This window comes from Pseudomonas sp. N2-3-1-14 (assembly GCF_041228395.1).
Classification (GTDB): domain Bacteria; phylum Pseudomonadota; class Gammaproteobacteria; order Pseudomonadales; family Pseudomonadaceae; genus Aquipseudomonas.
This window is the reverse complement of the sequence record NZ_CP166199.1, coordinates 4028363-4054753: the sequence shown is the minus strand read 5'-3', so window position 1 is coordinate 4054753 and position 26391 is coordinate 4028363. Positions and strand designations below refer to the sequence as shown.

The window sequence follows — 26391 nt, the reverse complement described above, 5'->3', positions numbered from 1 at the left end:
TGGTAGGGGCAGGGCGCAGCGGGGGCTTTCAGGCGATTCTTAAAAGTGCGCGGCTGTACCCGGTTACCGTTTCAGAATCGCCTTAAAGTCAGGTTTCACCCCTGACAGGTAACGTGGTCAGCGTTGAATGATCGACGCGGATGCCCAACTGTCAGGTTTACCTATGTCCAATAAAGCGTTACGCCTTCTGATTGCCGATGCAGACATTCTGCAACGGATCAAGATCGAGAAAATGCTCAACCAGCTGGGCTATCACCGTATCGTCCCCTTGAGCTCGTTCGACGAACTGCAGGTACTGACACGTTCGGGCGTTGTGGCGTTCGACCTGTTGATCATCAACACCGCGCTGGTGCACTCGCGGCAGGTCAACCTGTTGAAGTATTGCCATGACAACCCGCTGATTCGCCACACGCTGATCTACGACGGGCAATGTGCGCAAAGCTCGGTGGTGTCGGTATCGGTCAGCCAGACCCTGCACTTGTCGCTGTCGCAATCGCCGGATTTCAACTCGCTGCGTCGCTGCATGGAAGTGGTCGATCCGGACCATAGCCTGCCAACCGTCGAACGCCCGGTGCTGCGCGCTGTTGACAGCCGGACCAGCGTGCCGTCAGCGGCGCCACGCGCGATCTACCAGGGCGATCCGGCGGTGGTGGCCTGCGCCGTCGGGCTCTCGCCCAAGCGTTGATCAACCGGCAGGCTCAGGCGTATCGGCACCGATTTGGCCGCCGGCACCTTGCTGCGTTCGGCGTGGTGCCAGAGCGGCACCAGCGGGTTGCATTCGGGGTAGTACGCCGCGGCGCAGCCTTCGGGGATGTCATACGCAACGATTTCCAGCGGGCCGACCTGGCGCTTGACCTCAGGCTCTATGGCGGTGGTCAACATCACCCCCTGACCGTTCTCGAAACCCAGCCGCGCGATATCGTTGCGGTGCATGAAGATCACCTCGCGCGTGCCACTGATGCCGCGAAAGCGATCCTCGTAGCCATAGATCGTGGTGTTGAACTGGTCGTTGCTGCGCAGCGTCATCAGTTGCAGCACGTCACGCGCCAGCACATCGGTGTTGACGTCATCGTCTTCATTGAGCGTGGCGGGCAGCACGAACTGTGCCTTGCCGCTTTCGGTCAGCCATTCGCGCTGCGCAACGGCGATGGGGCGGTGAAAACCTCCCGGTTCGGCCATGCGGGTTTCCATGTCGTGGAAGATCTGCGGGTAGATGAGGCTGATGGCGCTGCGCACTTTTGAGTAGTCCGCGCTCCAGCCCTGCCAGTCAATCGAGCCGCCCGCTGGCAACGTGGCCTGGGCCAGGCCGGCGACGATGCTGGCCTCGGCGCGCACGTGGGCGCTGACCGGTTCGGCGCTGCCATGCCAGCCGTGGATGCAGCCGGTGCTGTCCTCGGTGGCCCAGGTTTGCTCGACACCCTGCTGCCGGTCGATTTCGATACGCCCCAGGCACGGCAGCAGCCACTGGTGTTGCGCGGGCAGCAAGTGCGTGCGATTGAGTTTGGTCGCGATCTGCACATTGAGTTGCAAGGTTTGCCAGGCCGGCTCCATGCGCGACGTGTCGGGAATCGCGCGCAGGAAGTTGCCGCCCAGGCCGATGAAGCCGCGCACACGCCCGGCCAGAATGCCTTCGCAGGCGTCCACCGTGCACAGGCCCATTTGCTCCGGCACCTTGAAGCCGAACTGCTGCTCGATCAGCTCGACCGGGACTTTTTTCGGGTCTTCGGTAATGCCCACCGTGCGCTGGCCCTGCACATTGGAGTGGCCGCGCACCGGGCAGATGCCTGCGCCCGGCTTGCCGAAATTGCCGCGCATCAGCAACAGGTTCACCAGCATCTGCACGTTTTGCACCCCGTGCCGATGCTGGGTCAGGCCCATGCCGTAGATCATCATGACCCGGTTACTGCGCGCATACACCTGCGCAGCCGCTTCCAGGGCTCCGCGGCTCAGGCCGGAGCGGCGCTCGATGGTTGGCCACTGCGCGGCGCGAACCATCGCCGCAAACGCCTCGAAGCCTTCGGTGTGTTCGGCGATAAAGGCGTAGTCGAGTACCGGCGCACGCCCGTCGCGCTGCGCCTGGTCGTCCAGCTCCAGCAGCACTTTGGCCAGGCCGAGCAGGGCGGCCGTGTCGCCACCGATCGCCACCTGGTGATACTGGGTACTGATCACGGTGGATTCGGGGGTGAGCATTTCTACCGGTGATTGCGGGTTGACGAAGCGTTCCAGTCCGCGTTCGCGCAAGGGGTTGAAGGTGATGATCGGCACGTCGCGTTTGCGCGCATCCTGCAACTGGTGAAGCATGCGCGGGGCATTACTGCCGACATTCTGGCCGAAGAAAAACAGGCAGTCGGTGTGCTCGAAATCTTCCAGCGTCACGCTGCCGACAGGGATGCCGATACTTTCCTGCAAGCCGACCGAGGTGCTTTCGTGGCACATGTTCGAACTGTCGGGCAGGTTGTTGGTGCCATAGGCCCGGGCGAACAGCTGGTACATGAACGAGGTTTCCAGCGAGGCGCGGCCCGAGGCGTAAAACACCACGCTGTCGGGTTGCAGCGTTTGCAATTGCGCGCCGATCTCGCGGTAAGCCTCCTCCCATGGCGTTTCGCGGTAGCGGTCGGTGGCCGCATCGTAGCGCATCGGATGGGTCAGTCGACCGTGTTGCTCCAGTGCGTAGTCAGACCATTGGCGCAGTTCACTGAGTGAGTGTTCGGCGAAGAACGCAGGTGAGGTCTTGAGCGAGGTCAGTTCCCAGGCCGTGGCCTTGGCGCCGTTTTCGCAGAACTCCAGGGCATGTGGCTTGCCGGGTTTGGCCCAGGCGCAACTGACGCACGCGAAGCCATCGGGCTTGTTCTGTTTGAGCAGCGCTTTGGTGGCCTTGGCAAAGGCTTGCTCGCGCCAGAGGATTTTCATCACCGACTGCGCCGAGCCCCAGCCGCCGCTCGCGTGGGTGTAGGGGTGAAAGTGGGCTTTTGGATAGATGAGCATGGGCTGCACCTGAGGGCTTTATCGGTGAGGGATAACGTTACGACGAGTACGCTTGGCAAAAGGTTCGAGTGGGCTTCCGGGCGGCAGGCTAACCGCTCGTCCGACGCCGTGCGGATTTGTTGAACATCCGTTTCTCTGCCTCGGCCCTATCAATCAAGACGGCCGCATTTATTCAGTCGTCGCTGCCTATTAAAAAAGCCTGCCGTGAATACCTTGCCGAGCGGAGAGACGCCTGATGAACGACCTACCTGTAGTCAACCCAGCGATTCAGCCTTTGGCTTTTGAGCCGTCCTTCGAACAGATTCCCGATGATGAAGCGCAGACCAGCAAGGAGCTGGCCGAAGCGCTGCACGGCATCATGGAAACGACCTTTCGCGACAGTGGCCACGCCACTCGCAGTGTCCACGCCAAGGCCCATGGCCTGCTGCGCGGGCACATCAGCGTGCTGGAAAACCTGCCCGCCACACTGGCCCAGGGCGCGTTTGCCAAACCGGTGAGGTTGCCGGTGTACCTGCGCTTTTCGACCAACCCGGGCGATATTCTCGATGACAAGGTGTCCACGCCCCGCGGGCTGGCAATCAAGATCGTCGGCGTGGACGGCCCGCGATTGCCGGGCAGTGATGGCGAGGTCACCCAGGATTTCGTCATGCAAAACGCCAAGGCCTTCACGGCCGCAACGCCCAAGGCTTTTTTGAAAACCCTGAAATTGTTGGCCAAGACCACTGACAAAGCGCCGGGCATGAAAAAAGCCTTCTCGGCGCTGCTGCGAGGCGTGGAAGCCACCCTTGAATCCATGGGCGGCGAAAGCGGCACGCTGAAAAGCCTCGGCGGCCATCCGCAGACCCATATTCTTGGCGAGAGCTTTTCCAGCGTGGTGCCGATGCTCTATGGCCCTTACTACGCCAAAGTCGCTGTGGTGCCGGTGTCGTCCAACCTGACGGCATTGACCGACTTGCACGTGGACTTTGGCGACAACCCCGACGGCCTGCGCGCAGCCGTCGAGGCTTATTTTGCCCAGAGCGGCGGAACCTGGGAGGTGCGCGTGCAATTGGCCACTGACCTGGAAAAAATGCCCATCGAGGATGCTTCCGTGCAATGGCCCGAGGACCTCAGCCCGTACGTGACCGTGGCGCGCATCGACCTCGAGCCGCAGGCGGCCTGGAGCCCTGAAAACGTCCAGAAAATCGACGACGGCATGGCCTTCAGCCCGTGGCACGGGCTGGCGGCGCACCGCCCGTTGGGCGGAGTAATGCGCGTGCGTAAACCGGCTTACGAGATGTCGTCCGGGTTCAGGGCCGAGCACAACGGGTGCCCGATCCACGAACCGCGGCCGTCAACCACGCCATAAAGGTTGATGGTCGTCATCCAGCGTCCAATGGGGTTGGCGGGGTTCCAGACACACCCCGCCAACCCAACGCGTATGGCTGGCGTGGTCCAGCCAATAGGCGTCGGCGTTCAGCACCGCTTGCCCCAGTGGGGTCAGTGCGAGTGGGCGACGCGGCCAATCGTGCTCGGTTGCAGTTTCGACCAGTAACGGCGCGTCACCATCGATCAACGGGCGCAACAACGCATGGAACATCATGTCGCCCAGAAACGGCAGCGGCTCACGCTTGGCCATCAGTTCTGCGAACACCCGGCCAAAGGGCACGGGCCCGGCTTCGGCGATGTACTGCAGGGACAAGCGTTCGGTGAGTGACAAACCATCGCGCCTGCCTGGCAGCTCCTGCAATTGGCGCGTCAGCGCGGGCGCGAGCAAGGGCAGGGTGCGGTGGTTGCCGTGAGCCACCTGCGCCCAGTCGACCGGTGAGGGATTGCAATAAGCCGACCAGGCCTGCTTGGCCAGTTGCACGGCCTCATCGTCGATCAACCGGCGCTGTGGCCATAACCACGCGAGGACGTCGGGTGCCAGTTGGCCAATGCCGATAAACCGCTCGACGCCGGGAATGCGGTGCACTTCGATCAGCTCGAGCTTGCGCGGTGCCTGCTCAAGCCCGGCCAACGCACGGATCAGGAACAGCTGGTCATAGGCATCCGCCTCGCACCACAGCACGCTGTGATCGGCGTCGGCCAAGGCCTCAAGCTGGTGGTATTCATCACTGATGCGTCGCGCGGCTTCGGTGGGGTCCAGGGCGAACGCCTGGCTGATAAACGCGCTGCGCATCGCACGGAACGCGTCGCCGGGGAGGTCACGCACCGGCCCCATGCACAGCGGATCGGTGAGCATTTGGAACTGGCCTTTGAACCCCGCCACCTGCAGGGTGTGGGCAATGTCGCTGCCGCAACGCCAGTGGGTGGTGCGGGCTTCATCGCTGGCCTCAAACGCGGGGTGGCGGGCGGCGAAGTCGAGGGCGTCGACGTGCGCCTTGAGCTTGGGCCAACTGCTGAAACCCAGTTGCCGGGCGACGTGCCATTGGGCCTGGGACAACGTGGCGGTGGGGTCCTGGCTTTTCAGGCGCGGCAACAGTTCCTTGGCGCGCTTGCGCTGCTGCTCAAGGTTAAGACGGCCATCGGTGTTGGAGGATACAGGGCGTTGCGACATACGATCTCCTTGCACATACCTTTTCCGCTTTAAGGTTGGGAGTCGTAGAAATGAAATGCAGCGTGAGTGTCTTGGGCGCAGCCCTTTCCGCGGAAGGTGGCGTAGAGAGCGCCAGGCGGGAAATATAGGCAGCATTGGCGCTCAGTGCAACCCTGCACGTGTGGGAACGGGCCTGCCCGCGACAGCGCGGTGTCAGTCAGCCAATGTGCTGACCGAACCACCGCTTTCGCGGGCAAGCCCGCTCCCACCTTTTTGTTGTGTTGCTCTTACTTGTCCTTGCGCGCATCCATGGTCTTTTGATGCTCGGCCAGGAACGGCTGCTCCGCCGGGTCAAAACGGTCGATCCCGGCGGTGAAGCGATGCCAGTACGGATACAACGGCTGTCGCCGCGTCACCGCCTCGATGCGTGAAGACTGTTCTTCGGTGAGTTTCAGTTCGGTCGCCGCAAGGTTGTCGCGCAAGTGTGTTTCGGTGCGGGCGCCGACGATCAGCGAGGTAATGCCCGGGCGATCCTTGAGCCACGCAAGGCAAGTGCGCGCCACCGATACACCGTGCTCGTCGCCTACGGCGGCGAGGGTTTCGATGATATCCAGCGCGCGTTCCTGGTCATGCACATAGGGTTCCGGCCAGTCACTGCCTTGGCGGGTAGTGGCCGGTGGTTTGTGCCCGCGCCGCGTCGAACCGGTCAGCAGGCCTTCGCCCATCGGCCCCCATACCAGCGTGCCAACGGACTGGTCGAGCGCCAGCGGCAGCAGTTCATATTCGGCTTCGCGCGATTCCGGCGTGTAGTAAATCTGCTGGGTGATGGGCTTGAGCATGCCGTGCAGCTCGGCCTTGCCCAGGGTTTTCATCATTTGCCAGGCCGTGAAGTTGCTGGTGCCGAAGTAGCGGATCTTCCCCGAACCGACCAACAGGCGCAGCGCTTCGAGGGTTTCCTCGATGGGCGTCATGCCGTCCCAATTGTGCAATTGGTACAGGTCGATGTGGTCGGTGCCCAGGCGCTTCAAGCTGGCTTCGCAGGCGCGGATCAAGTGGTAGCGCGAGGAACCGGAGTTGTTCGGGTTCTTGTCCACCGGGCTGCGGCCCTTGGTGGCCAACAGGATGTCGTGGCGTTTGTCGCCCAAGGCCTTGCCCACCACTTCTTCGGCCAGGCCGTGGGAGTAGAGGTCGGCGGTGTCGACCATATTCACGCCGGCGTCGAACGCGATGTCGAACATGCGCTTGGCCTGCGGCACGTCCACCGCGCCGCACTTTTCAAACTCGGCGCGGCCGCCGAAGGGCACGGTGCCCAGGATGATTTCGGACACCAGCAGGCCTGAATGGCCCAGTTGTCGGTATTGCATGTCGCCTCCTGTTTACATTGCACGTGAAGGTGTGAACGACATGAACGGCGATAGTTTGAATTTTTTCATGAAATCTTCGTGCACCTGCCGCACCATTGCGCCCAACAGGATTTAAGAGGAACACCGCGTCCATGAGCGCACTGATAGAAACCCGCGCCCTCACGCGCGTGGACGAGCGTCGCCAAGTGGCCTTGCTTGAGCCGACAGACTTTACCTTGAACAGCGCCGACCGCGTGTCGATCACCGGCTCTTCCGGCTCCGGCAAAAGCGTGTTCCTGCGTGCGCTGGCGCTGCTGGATGCGCCCACCGCGGGGCAGATTCTGTGGAATGGCCAGCCCGTTGCCAATGCCGAAATTCCCCACTACCGCAGCCACATCAGCTACCTGTCGCAACGCCCTGCGCTGCTTGAGGGCACGGTGCAAGACAACCTGCGTTTCCCGTTCAGCCTCAAGACGTTGCGCAAGCGCCGCTTCGACCTGCAGGCGGTCACCACGCTGCTCGGGCATGCCGGGAAAACGGCGGACTTTCTGCACAAAAATGCCGGTGACCTGTCGGGCGGTGAAGCCCAGGTGGTCGCGCTGATCCGCACGCTGCAACTCAACCCCGAAGTGCTGTTGCTCGACGAACCCACAGCGGCCCTTGATCCTACGTCTTCCCGTGATGTGGAAGCGCTGATCGACGCCTGGTTTGCCGGCGACACCTCGCGTGCTTTCATCTGGGTGTCCCACGACCTTGATCAGGCCCAACGCATGAGCGCCATCCACTTGCAGATGAGCGCCGGCGTGCTGAGCGCAGTGGCCCAACCATGAACTATCAAAACCTCACCGCGCTGGACATGGGCATCGCCGCCTCGCTGATCCTGATCAACGGCGCGCTGTCTTTGCTGTTGCGCCTGGGCCTGGGTCGCCAGTTGCTGTCGGCGGCGGTGCGCACGGTGGTGCAGTTGTTGGCCATCGGTTATCTGCTGGGCTGGGTGTTCGAGTTTGCCTACTGGTACGTGGTGCTGCCGCTGATGTGCGCGATGACTTTGATCGCCGGCCTGTCGGCGGCCGGGCGTGGGCGCAGGACCTATCGCGGGCAACGGGTCGACAGCATCCTGTCGGTGTGGGGCAGCTCCTGGCTGGTCACGGCGGTGGGTTTGTTTGCGGTGATCCGCATCCACCCGTGGTACGAGCCGCAGTATGCGATCCCGATTCTGGGGATGATCCTTGGCAATACCCTGACCGGCGTGTCACTGGGCATCGAGCGCATGACCCAGGAACTGACCTCGGGGCGCAACACCATCGAGATGATCCTGGCGTTGGGCGGTTCGCGCTGGGAAGCCGCGCAGGAAGCCATCCGCCAGGCAGTACGCGCCGGGATGATCCCGACGCTGAACCAGATGACGGTGGTTGGCATCGTCAGCCTGCCCGGCATGATGACCGGCCAGGTACTGGCGGGAGAGAGCCCGGTGGACGCGGTGCGGTATCAGATCGTGATCATGTTTCTGATCGCCGCGTCGTCGGCATTGGGCACGGTAGGGGCGGTGTTGCTCACCTACCGGCGGCTGTTTTCCACCCACCACCGGTTTTTGCGCGACCGGCTGCAAGAGCGCTGACACAGCAGCCAGCACCGCCCAAATGTGGGCGCTGGCTTGCCTGCGATAACGGTGTATCAGTCGCCGAATAAGCTGACTGAACCACCGCTATCACAGCCTCGCTGAAGCCCGACAGCTCCTCCAGGGTTTGGCGGGAAGGGCTCAATCCAGATCCGCCACACCAAAGTCCAGCACCACCTTCATCGCCTGGGTCTTGTCCGCCGCCAGCTCAAATGCCTGCACCGCATCACCGAACGGCACGGTGTGGGAGAACATCGCCTCGGAGCTGGGCGAGTTCACCACCATGCTCGCGCTGGGGTCTGCCGGGTTGGGCGTCGGGGTGTTGCTACAACAGGCGGCGCGCGCGCTGCCGGCCAATTGCGTGTCGCGTCACCTCGAGCTGGGGGCGTATGAGGCCAGCACCGGACTGGCCTGGACCGAGCTGGGCAGCGCGGTGAAGATCACGCTGTTCAGCCTGATCATGGAATTATTCGCGCAGTGATTGTTTCGTCCGGTGAAATGCTGGATTGTAAATCCTGATGATTCCCTCGATCAGCGCAGCGGTGGAACATGGCGGCGTCGATACCTCATCCTTGGAGCCTTTCATGTCCCAGCCTGCAATCAAACTGTATGGTTTCCCGCTGTCCGGCCACTCCCATCGGGTGGAACTGATGTTGTCGCTGCTGGGGCTGCCCCGCGAGTTTATTCTGGTAGACCTCAAGCAGGGCGCGCAGAAGTCCCCGGACTTTATGGCCCGCCTCAACCACTTCGGCCAGGTGCCGGTGATTGATGACAACGGCACGGTGTTGGCCGATTCCAATGCGATTCTGGTCTACCTCGCGAACACCTACGGCGACGGCCAATGGCTGCCGAGTGATCCTGTCGGCCAGGCGCGCGTGCAGCGCTGGCTGTCGGCCGCCGCCGGTCAACTTCACGCCGGGCCGGCGGCCGCGCGACTGGCCGTGGTGTTTGGCGCTGAGGTTGATACCGTCAGCGCCATCAGTCGCTCGCACGCGCTGCTGAGGCTGGTGGAGCAGCAACTGGGCCAGAGCCGCTTCCTGGCCAGCGAGCAGCCGAGTATTGCCGATATTGCCTTCTACACCTACGTCGCCCACGCGCCGGAAGGCAATGTGTCGCTGGCCGACTACCCTCAGGTACGCGCCTGGCTCGCCAGCATCGAGGCCTTGCCAGGCTTTGTCGGCATGCCGCGCACAGCAGTGGGGCTGCAAGCGCCGTAAATGATCTGTGGCCAGAAGAGTGAGCGCCGATGGACCGATTTCATGAAATGCAGGTATTTCTCGCGGTCGCCGAGGAGGCGGGCTTCGCCGCTGCCGCACGCCGCCTGAAAACCTCGCCGCCCAGCGTGACCCGGGCCATTGCCGCCATGGAGCAACGCATCGGCACACAACTGCTGGCGCGCACCACGCGCAGCCTGCACCTGACCGAAGCCGGCCAGCGCTACCTGGAAGATTGCCGACGCATCCTCGCCGAACTGAACGAGGCCGAGGACGCGGCGGCAGGCAGTTATTCCATCCCGCGCGGTCACCTGACGCTCACCGCGCCCGTGCTGTTTGGCGAGTTGTATGTGGCGCCGGTGCTGGGCGATTACCTGGACCGTTTTCCGCAGGTGAACATCAACGCCTTGCTGGTCGACCGCGTGGTGAACATGGTCGATGAAGGCGTGGAGGTGGCCGTGCGCATCGGCCATCTGCACGAGCCCGGGCAGCAGGCAATCAAGGTGGGTGAAGTGCGCCGCGTAGTGTGTGCTGCGCCAGGGTATCTCGACCAGCACGGCAGGCCGGCGCGGCCGGAGCAACTGCGTGAAGCGAAGATTGTCACGTCGTCCTCCAGCCAGTTGGTGAGTGAGTGGCGGTTTATCGAGGGCGGCCAACCGCTGACCGTGCCTATCGAGCCGCGTCTGGTGGTCACGGCCAATAACGCGGCGATCAACCTGGCGCGGTTGGGTTGGGGCATGACGCGGGTGCTGTCCTATCAAGTCGCGGCGGCGGTGGCGGCGGGGGAGCTGGAAATTGTGCTGGAGGATTTCGAGCCGGCGCCGCTGCCGATCCAGGTGGTGTTCCAGAAGAGCGCGCGGGTGCCGGCCAAAATTCATACCTTTGTCGACTTTCTCACTCAGCGCCTCGGGCAGGACGCGGCCCTGAACCCGGCGCTGAAGCGGCGCAGCTGATGCAGCGTTATCGCGACATGCAGCTGTTTGCGGCGCTCGCCGGGCAACCGAGCCTGGCCTCGGCGGCCCGTCACGCACATGTCTCCAACCCGACGCTGATGCGTGCGATTACGCGTGTGGAGGCACGCCTGCACGCGCAGTTGCTGCAACGCAGTACGCGAGGTGTGAGCCTGACCGACGCGGGCAGCGCCTACCTGGCCGACTGCGTGCGCCTGCTGGCCGCGGTGGACGCCGCCGAAGCCTCGGCCCAGGGTTTGCACGCGCAGCCTCAGGGCAACCTGCAAATCTTTCTGCCGTTTCTGTTCAGCCGCTACGTCATGGCGCCGGTGTTGGCTGGCTATATGGAGCGTTACCCCGACGTGCGTCTCGTTGCCCGCTATCACGACTATTACCCCAACCTGCATGAAGAGGGGCTGGACGTGGCAATCCTGGTCGGTGAACTGCCCAGTTCGTCACTGATCGCCCGCAGGGTAGGGCAGGTGCGCCCGATTCTCTGCGCCAGCCCCGACTACCTGGCCGCTCACGGCGAGCCGGCGCATCCCGACGACCTCAAGCAGCATCGCCTGATCGCCAGTGCCGATCAGGTTGACTGGGGCTTCAAAGGCGGCTCATTGAAGGCGCGCGCACGCTTGAGTTGCACCACGGTGCAAGGCGCGATCAATGCCGCCGTGCACGGTGCGGGGCTGATTCGCTGCCTCAGCTACCCGGTGCATGACCAGTTGGCGAGCGGCCAGTTGCGTCGCCTGCTACCGGCCTTTGAACCGCCGGCGCTGGCGGTGCACGTGGTGTACCGCGAAGGCCGCAACGCGCCGATGCGCGTGCGCAGTTTTGTCGATCACTGCGTGGCAGCGCTGCGTGACCATCCGGCGTTTCAGTTGGCGTAATGCTGGATTGCCAAGCGTGGGCATTCTCTCGATGGGCGACAGAGCGCAGCATTCACCCATCCAACACTGAGGTGTGCGCCATGAACCTGATCGAACCCTCCCCCTGGCATGCCGGCGAACGGCAGATGCAGCAAAGCGCCGGCGTTGCCGAGCGCATGGCGGTCGTGGGGCCCAAGGTGATCCGCGACCATTTGCCGGAGCAGCATCGGGATTTTTATCCGCTGTTGCCCTACTTGATGCTCGCGGTGGTGGATGCGCAAGGCATCCCTTGGGCGACGCTGCTCGAAGGCGCGCCGGGGTTTGCCCATTCACCCGACCCGCACACCTTGCAGATCGACAGCTTGCCGTCCAAGGGCGACCCGGCGCTGGCTGCGTTACACCGCGGTGCGTCCGTGGGCCTGCTGGGCATCGACCTCACTACCCGCCGCCGCAACCGCATGAACGGGCGCGTGGGCAGCCTTGGTCACGCTGGCTTTTCGGTCGAGGTGGTGCACACGTTCGGCAACTGCCCCAAGTACATTCAACAACGCCCGGTCGAGGGCATCGCGCGCAAACCCGGCACCTTGGTCGAGCCCCTGAACGGGCTGGATGACGCCGCGCAACACCTGATCCGCAACGCTGACACCTTCTTTGTCGCAAGCTACGTTGACGAGGAGGGCGCACGCTCGGTGGACGTCTCCCATCGCGGCGGCAACACCGGCTTCGTGCGCGTCGACGGCAATGTGCTGACCATTCCCGACTTCGCCGGCAATCTGTTCTTCAACACCCTGGGCAACCTGTCGGCCAACCCGGTGGCTGGGCTGTTGTTTATCGATTTCGAATCGGGCGACGTGCTGCAGATTGCCGGGCGCACCGCGCTGATCCTCAGCGGCCCCGAAGTGGCCATGTTCGACGGTGCGCAGCGGTTATGGACGCTGACCGTGGAGCATGCGGTACGGCGCCCGGCAGCGCTGGCGTTGCGCTGGCAGTTTGCCGAGTTCTCGCCGTTCAGCCTGGCGATGGGCCGTTGGCTGTGATTTGCAGAGCGGCCGGAGTGGTTGTCACAAGCCGGCCAAGCGCATGCTTCGGCATGGCGCTGGTGGGTGATGAGCTGTACATCGGCAACGCTGACGCGGTGGTCAAGGTGGCGTTACCTCGGGCCAGACCCACATAGACGCCACGCCGGTAAAGGTCACCGGGCTGCCGGCCGGGATCAACCATTACTGGACCAAAAACCTGCTGGCCAACCCGGACGGCACGCGGCTCTATGTGACGGTGGGCTCCAACAGCAATGTCGGTGAAAACGTCCTCGACGCCGAAGAACGCCGCGCCGCCATCTGGAAGCCTGGCTCCACCCAACTGTGGACAGTGGTCAACGAGCGTGACGAAATTGGCAGCCACCAGGTGCCCGATTACCAACGGCGTTCGCCGATGGCGTGTTTGTCGGTGAACAGGGTTCGTGGAACCGCAACCCGCAGGCCGGTTACAAGGCGCGTTGCTGGTGGCAGACGATGTGGGCAACAAGGTGTGGCGGGTGGCGCAGCGCACCCCTTGAACGCTGCACAAAGGATGTGGCTAGCCCACATCCAAACCCGCTTTATTTTGCCGTCGCCAGCACCGGCGTATCCCCCCACGCGCCACCCAGCGCCGTATACAGGTTTACCTCCGCCACCAACTGTGCCAGCCGGTCGACAATCAGCGCTTGTTGCGAACTGAACAACGAGCGCTGTGCATCGAGAAACGTCAGGTTGCTGTCCACGCCGCTGCGGTAGCGGTGTTGGGCCAGGTCGTAATAGGCCTGGTTGGACGCGACGAAATCGCGTTGTGCATCCAACTGGTCATTGAAGGTCTGGCGGGCGGCGAGGCCGTCGGCGACTTCCTGAAAAGCCGTCTGGATCGACTTTTCGTACTGGGCCACAGTGATGTCCTTTTGCAGTTTTGCGTAGTCGAGACTGGCGCGCAGGCTGCCGGCGTTGAAGATCGGCAGGTTGATCTGCGGCTGGAAGGTCCAGGTGCCCGAGCCGCCCTTGAACAACCCCGACAGTTGCGTGCTGGTGCTGCCGGCGTTGGCCGTGAGGGTCACCGATGGAAAGAACGCCGCGCGCGCCGCGCCGATATTGGCATTGGCGGCCTGCAACTGATATTCGGCCTGGAGGATATCCGGGCGCCGTTGCAGCAAGTCGGACGGCAACCCTGCGGGCACGCGCGCCACCAGTTCATCGGCGAGCGGACGCGCCGGCAAATGCTCATCCACCGGCGCGCCCACCAGCAGGGCGAGGTTGTTCAGGTCCTGGGCGACCTGGCGTTCATAACGGGCCACGCTCGCACGTGTGCTTTCCACCGCGGTGCGCGCTTGCACCACGTCCAGCGCCGAGGCCTTGCCCGCGCTTTTGCTGCGGCTGGTGAGCTGCCAGCTGTGGTCGTCGGCATCCAGGGTTTGCTGGGCCAGGGCCAGCAGTTCCTGGTCGGCGCGCCAGGTCAGGTACGCATTGGCGACGTTGGCCACCAGGCTCAACTGCGCGCTGCGTCGCGCCTCTTCGGTGCCCAGGTACGTGAGCATCGCCTGCTCGCTGAGGCTGCGCACACGGCCGAACAAATCCAGTTCATAAGCGCTGAGCCCCAACGTGGCGGAATAATTGGAAGTAATCGCAGACTTGCCGGTGCCGGTCACATCGCCCGGCAACTTCTGGCGTTTGCCGGCGCCTGTGGCGGATAGGGCCGGGAACAGGTCCGCACGCTGGATGCGGTACTGCGCCTGGAACGCCTCCACATTCAGCGCCGCAACGCGCAGGTCGCGGTTGTTGAGCAGCGCGTTGGCGATCAACTGCTGCAAGGCCGGGTCGTGGAACACGTGCTGCCAGTCCTGGGTTATCGCCACGGTGCCCGATTGCGCCAGGCGATAAACCCCGCTTTGCGGGTACTGCGCCGGCACAGGCGGCGCCGGCCGCTGGTACTCGGGGATCAGCGAGCAACCGCCGAGCATCCAGGCCACGCCTAGCGTTGTGAGCATCCCTTTGTTCATCAGGCGCCAACCATCCATTTGGCCAGGCCATGTCGGCCACTGACGCCCAACTTGGCTGCGGCGCGTTTGAGGTAGGTTTCGATCGAGCTGTTTTTCACGCTAAGTTTTTCCGCCATTTGCGGCACGGTGCCGCCGGTCAACAGGCCCAGGCACACTTCCTGCTCGCGCGCTGAGAGGGTGATATCGCTTAAGGACAAACGCTTGTAGAACTCGCGCTGCAACTGCGACTGCTCCAGCGGGTTGTGCGCCGGCTCGATCTCGGTATGCGGTGCCTGGCGCAGGATTTGCGCGTGCCGCTCCATCAACGGCAGCAGGGTGTCCGACAGGCACTTGAGGAACGACAACTGCGCCAGGGAAAACCCCGGCTGCGTCGGCGGGCGATAGAACGAAATCACGCAGCGTCGATTGCCCTGGCGCGACACCAGGTTGCACTGGTGTGAGCTGCCGCGTGGGTGCGCGCTGTTGGCCTTGGCCTTCATTTGAATCAGCAGCGGGTCCTGCATGCGCAGCATTTGCCGCAGCAGCGGGTGGTCCTTGATGGGGTGCAGGGTCTGCGGCGCAGACAGGTCATTTTTAACGCCGGCGCTGCCCAGGAGCTTGATCTCGCGCACGCTGTCGCGCAGCTCGTCGAGGGTCCATTCACTGAGGTCCACCAGATGAATCGGCACCCACTTGTCCACGAGGTGCAACATGTTGGCGGCGAAGTGCTGGTGGCCGCTGCTTGAAATCAACTCACCCATTTCGGCGTAGAAATGCGGGCTCTGTGTGTCGCCAATACTGCGGGTCAGACTCATAGCCATCTCATCCTTGATGTCGAAAACCGTCGACGGGGCGCCCTGGGTTTGTGAGGCGCGGTCCGTGCTCCTTGAACGTAATTCGGCGTTCGAGATTTTATTTAGCCATAGGGATTTGTCCTACGTATGCAGCGGAAACGAGGGACACAACCTGCCATAAAAACCACGTCATTAATTCGACGTTTCTGACAGCTCATTCCGCCCACGAAAAACCGCCTATGCTTTTTAGATTTAATTAACGTGCTGATTTATATGAAAAATATGTTTATTTAAAAAATTCTTTTAAGCATTGGTAGCGGCCACAAATAGCCAATTTCCTACAAGCGTTTAATCGATTCAGCAATGAACCCTCAGTCAAGGTCGTTTTGCGCCTTTGTGGTGTCCGGGTTTCGGGTGACAGACAGGCCCGAACCCCCATGCTCAAATCCGGCAATTTCGGCGAAATGGGCCCTCGCGCGGCCAGTGCCTGAACTCCCATGAGAAGGATCTTATGACGCATCTCACCCGCCAGCCGGCCAGCTTCCCCCTCACCGCTGCCCAACAGGACATTTGGCTCGACCAACTGCGTGTGGGCGACTCACCGCTGTACAACATCGGCGGCTATGTCGATTTCGCCGGGCCGGTGGTCCCCGATTTGATCCAGCGCGCCGTCGAGCGGCTGGTGGCCAAACACGATGCATTGCGCACCCAGCTGCATAGCGACGACCAGGGCCTGCCTCGGCAAACCTTCGTCCCTGCGATGGCCGTGGAAGTGGGACAGTACGATTACTCTGCGCTGCCCGACCCGCAGGCCGCGACCCAGGCATTGATGCAGGCGCAAATGGCCCGCCCGTATGCCATGAGCGGTGAACCGTTGTTTCGGTTCTTCCTGGTCAAACTCGACGATGATCACTACCGCCTGGGTACCCAGGCTCACCACCTGATCCTCGACGGCTGGGGCTTTGGCCAGATGCTGCAGTCCCTGGCTCGGCTGTACAGCGACCTGGAGCAAGGTCGGCAACCGGAGCCACTGGCGCCGTCCTATATCGACTTCATCGACACCGACCAGCGCTACCTGCAATCGGCGCGTTATGCCCGTGACCGTGCCTATTGGCTGGACAAATACCAGGTGCTGCCCGCGCCGCTGTTGACGCCTCGGCATAACGCCCAGGCGCCGAGCAATACGCTGGTGCAAGCGTTTCCGGTGGCGCTGCTCAACCGCATGGAACAAGTGGCCAACCGTTATCAGGCCTCGGCCTTTCATGTGTTGCTGGCGGCGATGTACGTGTATTTCACCCGCACCAGCCAACGCGATGAGTGGGTAGTGGGGGTGCCGATTCTCAACCGCTCCAACGCGCGTTTTCGGTCTACCGTGGGTTTGTTCACCCAGGTGAGTGCGGTGCGTTTTCAGTTCAGCGAGCAGTTGCCATTCAGCGCCTTGGTGCGTGGCATACGTGACCAGCTCAAGCAGGATTTCCGTCATCAACGCTTCCCGTTGAGCGAGATGAACCGTGAGCTGGGCCTGCGGCGTACAGATCGCGGCCAGTTGTTCGACCTGTCGGTGTCCTTCGAGCAGGACGACCACGACCTGCGTTACGGTCAGGTCCAGGCCCGCGCGGTCAAGGTTTCCAACCATCATGAGCCGCTGCCGATTGCCATCCACCTGCGCAGCAACCGTTATCAGGACACCGCGTGCCTGCACTGCGTTTACAACGAGGCGTATTTCCAGCACGACGACGTGCAAGCGATGGCGCAGCGCTTTACCTGGCTGCTGGAACAAGGCCTGGAAGACACCGCGCTGAGCGTGGCTGAGTTGTCGCTGGTCACGCCGGCCGAACAGGCCCAATTGCTGCGTTGGAATGCCACCGCACAACCCGCCACCGAACCGCAAACCCTGCACGCGCGCATAGAGGCGCAGGCCGCACGCACGCCGCAGGCCATCGCGGCGGTGCACCAGGGCCAGCAGCTGACTTACGCCCAGCTCGATCAACAGGCCAATGCGCTGGCCTGGCAGTTGCTCGAACACGGCGTGCAGCTGGACGATCGCGTGGCGATTGTGGCCCGGCGTGGCCTCGACACCCTGGTGGGGTTGTTGGCGATCCTCAAATCCGGCGCCTGTTATGTCCCCGTGGACCCGGCCCATCCTGCCGAACGCCTGAACTACCTGTTGCACGACAGTGCGCCCGTGGCGGTGCTGACCCAGCAGGATTTGCTGCATCGCCTGCCTTTGCTGGACGTGCCGGTCATCCGCCTGGAGCACCCGGCCGTGCACCTGGGCGACAGTCCGCGAGTCGCCGTCGCGCCGTCGAACCTGGCCTACGTGATTTACACCTCCGGCTCCACCGGGCAGCCCAAGGGCGTAATGGTCGAGCACCATACGGTGGCGAACCTGGTGGACTGGCATTGCCGGGCGTTCGACCTGCGCGCCGGCAGCCACACGGCCAGCGTGGCCGGCTTCGGGTTTGATGCGATGGCCTGGGAAGTCTGGCCCGCGCTGTGTGTGGGCGCGACGCTGCACCTGCCGCCGGCACAGGATGACGCGCAGGACATCGATGCATTGCTCAACTGGTGGCGCGCGCTGCCGTTGCAGGTGTGCTTTTTGCCGACGCCGGTGGCCGAGTACGCCTTCAGTCAGCGCCTGGAACACCCTACATTGCGTACATTGCTGATCGGCGGCGACCGGCTGCGCTCGTTCAGCCGAACGCAGACTTTCGAGGTGATCAACAACTACGGGCCCACCGAAGCCACGGTGGTCGCCACCTCCGGGCGTGTCGAAGTGGGCCGGCCGCTGCATATCGGCGCACCGGTCGCCAACGCCTGCGTTTACTTGCTTGATGAGCAGCAACGCGCGGTGCCCATCGGTGTGGCGGGGGAGTTGTACGTCGGCGGCAAGGGCGTGGCGCGCGGTTATCTCAACCGTCCGGAACTGACTGCCGAACGCTTTCTCGATGACCCCTTCAGCAACGGCCGGATGTACCGCACTGGCGACCTGGCCCGTTGGCTGCCCGACGGCAATCTCGAGTACCTGGGCCGCAATGACGATCAGGTGAAAATCCGCGGCGTGCGTATCGAGCTTGGGGAAATCGAATCCGCGCTGGCCACGCACCCGGCCGTGATGGAAGCCGCGGTGCTGTTCCGTGAGGGGCAATTGCTGGCGTGGTATGTCGAACGCGCCAGCGTCACTGTCGAATCGCTGCGTGCCCATTTGCAAGCCTCGTTGCCTGACTACATGTTGCCGGCGGCCTACGTGAAGCTGGAGGCTTTCCCGCTCACCGCCAACGGCAAGCTCGACCGCAAGGCTTTGCCGGCGCCCACACAGGCGGCTTTTGTGACGCGGTTGTTTGAGGCGCCACTCGAAGGCGTGGAAACCACTCTGGCGCAGATCTGGACGCAGTTGCTGCACGTGCAGCAGGTAGGGCGCCATGATCATTTCTTCGAGTTGGGCGGGCACTCGCTGCTGGCGGTGCAACTGGTGCAACGCATGCGTGATGCCGGGTTGCGCGCCGACGTGCAGGTGTTGTTCGGCCAGCCCACCCTGGCAGCGTTGGCGGCGGCCAGTGCCGGCAGCGACAGACAGGTGCCGGCTAACCGCATCCCGTCGGGTTGCATGCACATCACGCCAGACATGCTCGCGCTGGCCGATCTGGATCAGCCCGGCATTGATCGCATCGTCGCCGGCATTCCGGGAGGGGCGGCCAATGTGCAGGAAATCTACCCGCTGGCGCCGTTGCAGGAGGGCTTGCTTTACCACCACCTCACCGACGAACGCGATCCCTATCAGCAACATGCGCTGTTCAGTTTCGCCAGTCGCGCGCAGCTCGACGCGTTTGCCCAGGCGTTGCAACAGGTGATCAACCGTCACGATATCCTGCGTACCAGCCTGGCTTGGGATGCCCTGGAACAGCCCATGCAAGTGGTGTGGCGCAACGCGCAATTGCGGGTTCAACCCCTGCGCGAACAGCATCAGCCGCTGGACTTGCGCCAGGCGCCGCTGATGGCCCTGGATTACGCCGAAGAGCCGCATAACCGGCGCTGGGTTGCCAAGCTGCGTTTCCATCACTTGGTCAACGACGCCACCTCGACCACCGTGCTGGTGGACGAAATCCGCGCGCACCTGCTTGGGGAGCAGGCGCAACTGCCGGTGCCGGTGCCGTATCGCAATGTGGTCGCACAGACCCGGGCGCCGGAACGACAGGCCGCCCACGAGGCGTTCTTCCGCGAGCGCCTGGCGGATGTCGACGAGCCGACCCTGGCGTTCGGCTTGCAGGAGCGGCAGGCAGACCGCGCTGAAATCGAGGAGTCCGAACAGCCCCTCGGCGACGCGCTCAACCAACGCCTGCGGGCCCAGGCGCGTGCCCTTGGCTTCAGCGCTGCCAGCCTGTTTCATCTGGCTTGGGCGCATGTGCTCAGCCGTGTCGCGGGCCGCGATGACGTGGTGTTCGGCACCGTGCTGCTCGGCCGTTTGCAAGCCGGCGAGGGCGCCGATCGCGCGCTGGGCATGTTCATCAATACCTTGCCGTTGCGCGTGCGCCTGGCCGGGCAAACCGTGCTCGATGCGCTCAATGACACCCACACCCAGCTCAGCGCCTTGTTGGCCCATGAACAGGCCTCGCTCGCCTTGGCCCAGCGTTGCAGCAGTGCGTCGCCGCTGTTCAACAGCCTGCTCAACTACCGTCACACCGACGCTGACCCACGCCTGAACCTGGTGCCGGGCATTGCGTTGCTCAGCAGTGAAGACATCCTCAGTTACCCGTTGATGCTCACCGTTGACGACGTTGCCAGCGGCTTTCGGCTCAAGGCCAAGACGCCGCGCAAGGTCGGCGCCCAGCGGCTGTTGGCATACCTCGACACGACCCTGCATGGCTTGGCCGACACACTCGAACACGCACCGGCCACGCCATTGCGCACGGTGCCGGTGCTGCCTGCCAGCGAGCTGCACCGGCTGTTGGTGGACCTCAACGCCACCGAAACCGACTACCCCGAAACCCTGACCGTGCAGGCGCTGTTTGAAGCCCACGCGCGGCACATTCCTCATGCCATCGCGGTACAGGCCGGCGAGCGGCAACTGACCTACCGCGCGCTCAATGAACGCGCAAATCAGCTGGCCTTCCACCTGCGTGAACGCGGGGTTGAGCCGGATTCGCGGGTGGCGCTGTGTGTCGAGCGCGGGCTGGACCTGGTGGTGGGTTTGCTGGCGATTCTCAAGGCGGGCGGCGCCTATGTGCCACTCGACCCGGGCTATCCGCGCGAGCGCCTGGCCTACATGCTCAACGACAGCCAGCCGGTGGCCCTGCTGGTGCACGCCGCCACCCGCGACTTGCCGGGCGCGGTGTCTGTCCCGGTGATCGACGTTGACCAGAACGCCTGGAGCCAGGCGCCCAGCGGCAATCCGTCGGTGCCCGGCTTGAGCGTCGCCAACCTGGCCTACGTGATGTACACCTCGGGTTCCACCGGCACGCCCAAAGGCGTGATGATCGAACATCGCGGCCTGGGCAACCTGATGCACTGGGGCTCCCGGCTGTGCCCGAATGCCGAAGGCGGCGCGTTGCTGCAACGTGCGCCGTTCAGCTTCGACGGCTCGGTGTGGGAGTTGTTCTGGCCGCTGGCCAACGGCATGCGCCTGGTACTTGCGCGGCCCGACGGCCACCGTGAACCGGCTTATCTGGCGCAAGTGATTCGCGAGCAGCAGATCACGGTGATCAAGTTCGTGCCGGCGATGTTGCAGCAGTTTCTCGAGCTGGAAGAGTCGGCATTGTGCACCAGCCTCACCGACGTGCTTTGCGGCGGTGGCGAACTCACCGAAGCCCTGGCCCGTGGCGTGCAGGCGCGCCTGCCCAAGGTGCGTTTGCATAACGTCTACGGGCCCACCGAAGCCACGGTGGACAGCAGCGCGTGGACGTTGGAACCCGGCGATCCGGTGCCGGCCGTGCAGTTGCCGATTGGCCGTGCGATCAACAACACGCGCCTGTATGTGCTGGACGAACACGATGCGCCGGTGCCGATGGGCGTCAGCGGCCAGCTGCATATCGGCGGCGTTGGCGTAGCCCGGGGTTATCTGGGGCTGGAGCAGATGACGGCCGAGCGCTTTATCGACAGCCCGTTCGTGGCGGGTGACCGGCTGTACCGCACGGGCGATCTGGTGCGTTACTTGCCGGACGGTAATCTGGAATTTCTGGGGCGCAATGACTTTCAGGTCAAGCTGCGCGGTGTGCGTCTGGAGCTGGGGGAGATCGAGTCACGCCTGGCGGCGCATCCGGCGCTGCGCGAGGTGGCGGTGCTGATTCGCGATGAGCGGCTGGTGGCCTACTTCACCCTGCGCGCTCAGGCGCCGAGCCTGGAGGCCTTGCGGGCCTATGTGCTGGAGCAATTGCCGGAGTACATGGTGCCGGCGGCTTTTGTGCAGCTTGAGGTATTGCCGCTTAATCCCGCCGGTAAGCTTGACCGCAAGGCGCTGCCTGAGCCGGGCTGGAGGCGGTGGTCAGCCGTGCGTATGAAGCGCCGATTGGTGAGGTGGAAACCTTGATGGCGGGGATTTGGGCGCAGGTCTTGAAGCTGGAGCGGGTAGGGCGGCATGACCATTTCTTCGAGCTGGGCGGGCATTCGTTGCTGGCGGTGAGTTTGGTGGCGCGTATGCGCAAGGCGGGGTTGGATGTGGATGCGCGGACGTTGTTCAGTCAGCCGACTTTGGCGCAGCTTGCAGCTTGCACTGCGACACGGGTGGAGTGTGTGGATGTTGTGCAGACGGCTATTCCGCAGCTTGGGCGGCGTCGGCGGATTTGAGGGGTGGGGTTGGGTTTTTTTGGGGGGGGGGAGTACATATCCGTTGCTGCGGTAACGGCTTCGTATGGTTCCGCTCTTACAGCGGGTCACTTTTGGCAAACGCCCCAAAAGTAACCAAAAGGTCTTTGCCCCACCACTCGGTGCCTCGCCTAGGCTCGGCATGCCCTCACTCCGGCTTGAATCCGTGGGCCGCCGCGACGGGCCATCCATGGCCCAACGCGGCTAACCCGGCGTCCTGCCGGGTTACCCACGGATTCAAGCCTGCGTTCGGCCAGCGTGGTTGACGGGGCCTGTCAGATCAAAAGCAAGATCAAGAGCACGGCGGCCTGAAAGCCGACCTGAGTGGTAGAAGCAAAAGCAGGGCACCAGCAGATCAACACACCTCTATCTGATGCACAGAGATCCAAATGTGGGAGCGGGCTTGCCCGCGAATGCGGTGGTTCAGTGACACATAAGCTGACTGACCCACCGCCTTCGCGAGCAAGCCCGCTCCGACAAGTTGACCGAGTTCAGCCGCCACCACCGCACTGCTTTGCTTTTCTGTGGGAGCTGGCTTGCCTGCGATGCAGACGACTCGGTGTGTCAGGCATAACCAGTTGATGCCATCGCAGGCAAGCCAGCTCCCACATTTGATTGAGTTCAGCTTCCAGAATCAGGTCGGCTGTCAGGCCGCCTCGGTTTTGCTTCTACCACTCAGGTCGGCTACTAGGCCGCCGTGCTTTGCTTTTGATCTTGATCTTGATCTTAGGCGCCCCGTTAAACCACGCTGGCCGAACGCAGGTTTTGGAGCGTGGGTAAACCGGCAGGACGCCGGTTTAGCCGTGTTGGGCCATGGATGGCCCATCGCGGCGGCCCACGCTCCAAAGCCTGCGTGAGGGCACACCGAGCCTAGGCGAGGTGCCGAGTGGTGGGGCAAGAGCCCTTTGGTTACTTTGGGGCTTTTCCAAAGTGACTCGCCGTAAGGGCGAAACCAACCTCAGCCATCACCCAATAACGGATATACACGCCAGCTCAGCCAACTCACTGACTCACCACCAAGCGCACCAAGCTCGTCGCCTGTCCATGTTCAACGCACAGGTGAAGACCCGCAACGCCTGAGTGGGCCTGTCAGCGTGGCACAGGAATAAACGCCACGCTGCCGCCCGAACGTTTCTGGAACAGCCGCTCGCCATTGTCCGGCTGCGTGGTGATCACCTGATGATCCGTGCCCAGGTAGGCCAACGGCGTCGGGTCTTCCTTTGAGTATTGCGCGACGATGATCGTGTGCTGCGGGTCGAACCCCTGGCCGCTGGTTTTTTCCAGCCAGGCCATCAGCGCGGCGCTGTCGCCCTGGCGTGGGAAGTCCTGGGTTTCACTCACGTAGTAAAACGGCTTGCCGCCGTTTTGCAGGTACATCGGGACCTTGTTGTCGACTTCCACCAGCACCATCTGCCACTGATTCCACGGCGCGCTTTTCACCGCCTGGGCATGCACATCCTCGGCGAATCGGGTGACGCCGCCGTTGCCGGTGGTCCAGGGGTAGACCACGCCCAGCACCAGCAGCAACACGCCGGCGGTGATGCCAAAAGCCTTCCGCCAGCGCGGCCAACGGGCCGGTTGTTGTTGCAGGCGCTCACTCAGCCACCAGGCGGCCAGCAACTGGGCGAAAGGCACCAGGGGCAACACGTAATAACTGCGGCGGCTGCCGCTGGCGGTAAAGAACACAAACAGCAGGCCCAGGCCCCACACCAGCCAGCGCACGTTGGGTGGCGTTTGGCGCCAATGGCGCAGCGCCAGCCACAGGCCAAGCAACCAGCACGGCGCCCAGGGCAGGGTGTAGGCGGGCAGGTAGATCAGGTAGGTATAGATCGGCCCCATGTGGTCGAAGGGGTCGAAAAAGCGCACCACGTTTTCCTTGAACACCAGTTCAAGGCCGCTCTCGCCATAGGTGGGTGCCCCGTAAAAGTGGGACAACACGAAGGGAATCGAATAGAACGCCGCCGCGATCAGTATGGCCAGCAGCAGGCGCAGGTTGAGGTGGCGCCGGTAGCGGTGTTCGCTGAGCAGATGCGGCAACAGCACCAGGCCCGGCAACACAAAGCCGATCAAACCTTTGAACAGCGACGTTGCCGCCAGCAGCAGGAAAAATACCGTGTAGCGTCCCAGCCGCGTGTCATCCGGCCCGCGCCAATACCACCAGACCGCCGACAGCACGCCACACACGGTCAGCACATCGGCCGTGGCCACGCGGGCCCAGAACAGAAAGTAGAAGGTGGTCGCCAGCATCCAGCCGGCAATCAGCCCGGTGCCTTTACGAAACAGGCGCTCGCCGAGCAGGTAGACCAGCCAGATGCTCAGCCAGGCCGCGATCACGGACGACAGGCGCAGCGACCACGGGCCGAGCCCGCCCATCAAGTTGGCACACGCGGTAATCAGCCAATAAGAGGGCAGCGGTTTGTCGTAATACGGTGCGCCCTTGAGGTAGGGGTCGAAGTAGTCACCGCTTTGCAGCATCTGCAGGGCGATGTTGGCCCAACGGGTCTCCGGCCCCCACAAATCGCGACTGCCCAGACCCAGCAGCAGGAGTAACGCCGAGACGCCCAGCAGCAGCACCAGCGCGCCGCGATCGGTTTTCCAGAAATTCATCGGCGGCTCTCACGGTGGGCATCACGTCAAGGAAGTTTGGGATAGATGATCAGCAGCATGGCGCCCTTGCGATAGCGCTGGCCTCCGGGTGGCAGTTGCCCTTCTTCGCGATGTTCACTGGTGCTTCTGACGCGCATCAATACGCCGACCGAGCCTTGTTGGCGGGCTTCGCTCAGCCAGGGCTGAACATTTTCAAATCTGACTTTGCGGTGCACCGAATCTGCGTATTTGAGGCCATAGCGCAGCTCGCCCTCTGTGTCGTAGAACGCCACGTCAGGGCGGCGCAAGCGCCAGGACAAAGCCGAGGCCGAACCCAGTTCATTGCTGATCAAAGCATGGGTTTGTTGCAGTTCATCCAGATGCTCAAGCACGAACTGGTCGGGCATTTCGGTATCGGTAACCTCTTGCGGCATGCCGGCAGGCAGCAGCGCCACCAGCACGCCGATGGCCAGCGCAGGCATGGCCCACAGCGTCAGCGGGCGGAAGGCTTGCAGCAGATTTGCCAGGATCCAGCCCAACAGCACGATGAAGGTCAGCGACAGGCTGTACATCTCGGCGTGGCTGTTGCTGTACAGCGGTTTGCCGATTTGCAGGTAAATCAGGGTCGCCATCGCGCCGAGGCCGATGGCGAAATTGAACAGGCCGTTGATGCGCAGGCTGCGCGTTTTGCCGCGGTTGATCAGGTCGATCAACGCATGCCCCATCAGCAACGCCAGCGGCAGCAGGCACGGCATGATGTAGGTCGGCAGCTTGCCGTTGCTCAGGCTGAAAAAACCCAGCGGCAGCAGCAGCCACAAGGCCAGAAAAATAATCGCCGGCTCGCCTTTGTCTTTCCAGGCGTTGACCACTGTCGCGGGCAACAGCGCCGCCCATGGCAGGCACGCCACCACCATGATCGGCAGGAAGAACCACCAGGCCCTGGCGTGCTGGGCATTGTTGGAGGAGAAGCGGCGGATGTGCTCGTGCCAGAAGAAGAAGCGCCAGTAGTCCGGTTCCTGCAGATGGATCGCCCACACCCACGGCAGGCACAGCACCACCGCCACCAGGATCGCCAGCGGGCCATAGCGCAACAGTTCACCCAGGCGTCGTTGCCAGAGCATGTACGGCACGGCGATCAGCACCGGCAACAGCCAGGCCAGAAAGCCCTTGGTCATGAACCCCATGGCGCAGGCCACGCCCAGCACTGCCCAGGCGCCGAGCCGGCCGCGTGGGGTACGGCTGTCGAGCGCGAACCACAGAGCAACCAGGCTGAGGTTGACCCACAGGGTGAATTGCGGATCGAGGTTGGAGTAACCCGCTTGCCCTGCCACCAGCCCGAAGCTCATGTAGAGCAGGGCACAGGCGAAGCTCTTGCGTGGGTCGTTCCACAGGCGGCGGGCGATGAGGTACGCGAGCAGAACGCTCAGGCCCGTGGTCAAGGCCGAGGCAATGCGCACCCCGAAGAGGTTTTCGCCAAACACCCACTGGCCAATGGCGATCAGCCAATAGCCGGCGGCAGGTTTTTCGAAGTAGCGCACGCCCATGAAGTGAGGCGCCACCCAGTTGCCGCTTAGCAGCATTTCCTGGCTGATCTGGGCGTAGCGGGTTTCATCCGGGATCCATAAACCGTGCAGGCCCAAGGGCAACAGGTAGAACACGGCGAAGGCCAGCAACAGTAGCGGCAGAGGTTTCAAACGGGTCATCAAAACGTCGCTCCT

Annotated in this window: 15 protein-coding genes and 3 pseudogenes; 11 read left to right on the top strand and 7 right to left on the bottom strand. The window is 63.1% G+C overall.

The window, feature by feature from the left end; genetic code table 11:
• Positions 1–163 precede the first annotated feature (163 nt).
• A complete protein-coding gene (locus AB5I78_RS18510) occupies positions 164–685 on the top strand; it encodes a chemotaxis protein CheY (protein WP_262210266.1) in 522 nt (173 codons plus the stop codon).
• On the opposite strand, the gene AB5I78_RS18505 is transcribed toward AB5I78_RS18510, so the two are convergent.
• Positions 628–2985, bottom strand: coding sequence for an FdhF/YdeP family oxidoreductase (locus AB5I78_RS18505; protein ID WP_369300973.1), 2358 nt, complete (start codon positions 2983–2985; stop codon positions 628–630). The two genes, AB5I78_RS18510 and AB5I78_RS18505, sit on opposite strands and share 58 nt — an antisense overlap.
• A gap of 232 nt (positions 2986–3217) precedes the next feature.
• On the opposite strand from AB5I78_RS18505, the gene AB5I78_RS18500 reads away from it, so the two are divergent.
• Positions 3218–4333, top strand: a complete 1116-nt coding sequence (locus AB5I78_RS18500) for a catalase family protein (protein WP_370004782.1) — start codon at positions 3218–3220, stop codon at positions 4331–4333.
• On the opposite strand, the gene AB5I78_RS18495 is transcribed toward AB5I78_RS18500, so the two are convergent.
• Together AB5I78_RS18495 and AB5I78_RS18490 are read right to left on the bottom strand one after the other, a co-directional pair.
• Positions 4319–5524, bottom strand: a complete 1206-nt coding sequence (locus tag AB5I78_RS18495; protein ID WP_369300971.1) for a DUF1835 domain-containing protein — start codon at positions 5522–5524, stop codon at positions 4319–4321. The genes AB5I78_RS18500 and AB5I78_RS18495 overlap by 15 nt on opposite strands.
• Before the next feature lie 266 nt (positions 5525–5790).
• Complete coding sequence (locus tag AB5I78_RS18490) at positions 5791–6867, bottom strand: aldo/keto reductase (protein WP_369300970.1); 1077 nt, start codon at positions 6865–6867, stop codon at positions 5791–5793.
• A gap of 131 nt (positions 6868–6998) precedes the next feature.
• On the opposite strand from AB5I78_RS18490, the gene AB5I78_RS18485 reads away from it, so the two are divergent.
• The 8 genes and pseudogenes from AB5I78_RS18485 to AB5I78_RS18450 form a co-directional block, all read left to right on the top strand.
• A complete protein-coding gene (locus tag AB5I78_RS18485; RefSeq protein WP_262210257.1) occupies positions 6999–7676 on the top strand; it encodes an ATP-binding cassette domain-containing protein in 678 nt (225 codons plus the stop codon).
• Positions 7673–8464, top strand: a complete 792-nt coding sequence (gene fetB / locus AB5I78_RS18480; RefSeq protein WP_369300969.1) for an iron export ABC transporter permease subunit FetB — start codon at positions 7673–7675, stop codon at positions 8462–8464. Before AB5I78_RS18485 ends, fetB begins: the two co-directional genes overlap by 4 nt.
• Before the next feature lie 253 nt (positions 8465–8717).
• Positions 8718–8945 (top strand): annotated as a pseudogene (locus tag AB5I78_RS18475) (LysR family transcriptional regulator); the annotation flags it as partial.
• A gap of 103 nt (positions 8946–9048) precedes the next feature.
• Positions 9049–9681 carry a glutathione S-transferase family protein gene (locus AB5I78_RS18470; protein WP_369300968.1) on the top strand — a complete coding sequence of 211 codons (633 nt, stop codon included), beginning with the start codon at positions 9049–9051 and terminating at the stop codon, positions 9679–9681.
• 29 nt (positions 9682–9710) lie between these two features.
• The gene (locus AB5I78_RS18465) at positions 9711–10631 is read left to right on the top strand and encodes a LysR family transcriptional regulator (protein ID WP_369300966.1); all 921 of its coding nucleotides are present in this window, start codon (positions 9711–9713) and stop codon (positions 10629–10631) included.
• Entirely contained in the window at positions 10631–11515 is an 885-nt protein-coding gene (locus AB5I78_RS18460) for a LysR family transcriptional regulator (protein WP_369300965.1), read from the top strand. Before AB5I78_RS18465 ends, AB5I78_RS18460 begins: the two co-directional genes overlap by 1 nt.
• 80 nt (positions 11516–11595) lie before the next feature.
• Entirely contained in the window at positions 11596–12531 is a 936-nt protein-coding gene (locus AB5I78_RS18455; protein ID WP_369300964.1) for a pyridoxamine 5'-phosphate oxidase family protein, read from the top strand.
• Positions 12532–12578: 47 nt separating this feature from the next.
• Positions 12579–13049: pseudogene (locus AB5I78_RS18450) on the top strand (sorbosone dehydrogenase family protein); the annotation flags it as partial.
• Positions 13050–13091: 42 nt separating this feature from the next.
• Here AB5I78_RS18450 and adeC read toward each other — a convergent pair.
• Entirely contained in the window at positions 13092–14516 is a 1425-nt protein-coding gene (adeC, locus tag AB5I78_RS18445; RefSeq protein ID WP_369300963.1) for an AdeC/AdeK/OprM family multidrug efflux complex outer membrane factor, read from the bottom strand.
• Positions 14516–15310, bottom strand: coding sequence for a helix-turn-helix transcriptional regulator (locus AB5I78_RS18440; protein ID WP_106578919.1), 795 nt, complete (start codon positions 15308–15310; stop codon positions 14516–14518). The genes adeC and AB5I78_RS18440 overlap by 1 nt, the downstream gene beginning before the upstream one ends.
• 490 nt (positions 15311–15800) lie before the next feature.
• On the opposite strand from AB5I78_RS18440, the pseudogene AB5I78_RS18435 reads away from it, so the two are divergent.
• Positions 15801–22069 (top strand): annotated as a pseudogene (locus AB5I78_RS18435) (amino acid adenylation domain-containing protein).
• A 1107-nt stretch (positions 22070–23176) separates the two neighbouring features.
• On the opposite strand, the gene AB5I78_RS18430 reads toward AB5I78_RS18435, so the two are convergent.
• A complete protein-coding gene (locus AB5I78_RS18430) occupies positions 23177–24694 on the bottom strand; it encodes an ArnT family glycosyltransferase (protein ID WP_369303488.1) in 1518 nt (505 codons plus the stop codon).
• A gap of 26 nt (positions 24695–24720) precedes the next feature.
• On the bottom strand, positions 24721–26376 hold the full coding sequence (gene arnT, locus AB5I78_RS18425; RefSeq protein ID WP_369303487.1) for a lipid IV(A) 4-amino-4-deoxy-L-arabinosyltransferase: 1656 nt from the start codon (positions 26374–26376) through the stop codon (positions 24721–24723).
• Positions 26377–26391: the final 15 nt, after the last annotated feature.

What these genes read in the sequence shown, in the direction of transcription:
- AB5I78_RS18510 (WP_262210266.1), top strand. Translation starts at nt 164, where the DNA reads ATGTCCAATAAAGCGTTACGCCTTCTGATTGCCGATGCAGACATTCTG.
- AB5I78_RS18505 (WP_369300973.1), bottom strand. Translation starts at nt 2,985, where the DNA reads ATGCTCATCTATCCAAAAGCCCACTTTCACCCCTACACCCACGCGAGC.
- AB5I78_RS18495 (WP_369300971.1), bottom strand. Translation starts at nt 5,524, where the DNA reads ATGTCGCAACGCCCTGTATCCTCCAACACCGATGGCCGTCTTAACCTT.
- AB5I78_RS18490 (WP_369300970.1), bottom strand. Translation starts at nt 6,867, where the DNA reads ATGCAATACCGACAACTGGGCCATTCAGGCCTGCTGGTGTCCGAAATC.
- AB5I78_RS18485 (WP_262210257.1), top strand. Translation starts at nt 6,999, where the DNA reads ATGAGCGCACTGATAGAAACCCGCGCCCTCACGCGCGTGGACGAGCGT.
- fetB (WP_369300969.1), top strand. Translation starts at nt 7,673, where the DNA reads ATGAACTATCAAAACCTCACCGCGCTGGACATGGGCATCGCCGCCTCG.
- AB5I78_RS18470 (WP_369300968.1), top strand. Translation starts at nt 9,049, where the DNA reads ATGTCCCAGCCTGCAATCAAACTGTATGGTTTCCCGCTGTCCGGCCAC.
- AB5I78_RS18465 (WP_369300966.1), top strand. Translation starts at nt 9,711, where the DNA reads ATGGACCGATTTCATGAAATGCAGGTATTTCTCGCGGTCGCCGAGGAG.
- AB5I78_RS18460 (WP_369300965.1), top strand. Translation starts at nt 10,631, where the DNA reads ATGCAGCGTTATCGCGACATGCAGCTGTTTGCGGCGCTCGCCGGGCAA.
- AB5I78_RS18455 (WP_369300964.1), top strand. Translation starts at nt 11,596, where the DNA reads ATGAACCTGATCGAACCCTCCCCCTGGCATGCCGGCGAACGGCAGATG.
- adeC (WP_369300963.1), bottom strand. Translation starts at nt 14,516, where the DNA reads ATGAACAAAGGGATGCTCACAACGCTAGGCGTGGCCTGGATGCTCGGC.
- AB5I78_RS18440 (WP_106578919.1), bottom strand. Translation starts at nt 15,310, where the DNA reads ATGAGTCTGACCCGCAGTATTGGCGACACACAGAGCCCGCATTTCTAC.
- AB5I78_RS18430 (WP_369303488.1), bottom strand. Translation starts at nt 24,694, where the DNA reads ATGAATTTCTGGAAAACCGATCGCGGCGCGCTGGTGCTGCTGCTGGGC.
- arnT (WP_369303487.1), bottom strand. Translation starts at nt 26,376, where the DNA reads ATGACCCGTTTGAAACCTCTGCCGCTACTGTTGCTGGCCTTCGCCGTG.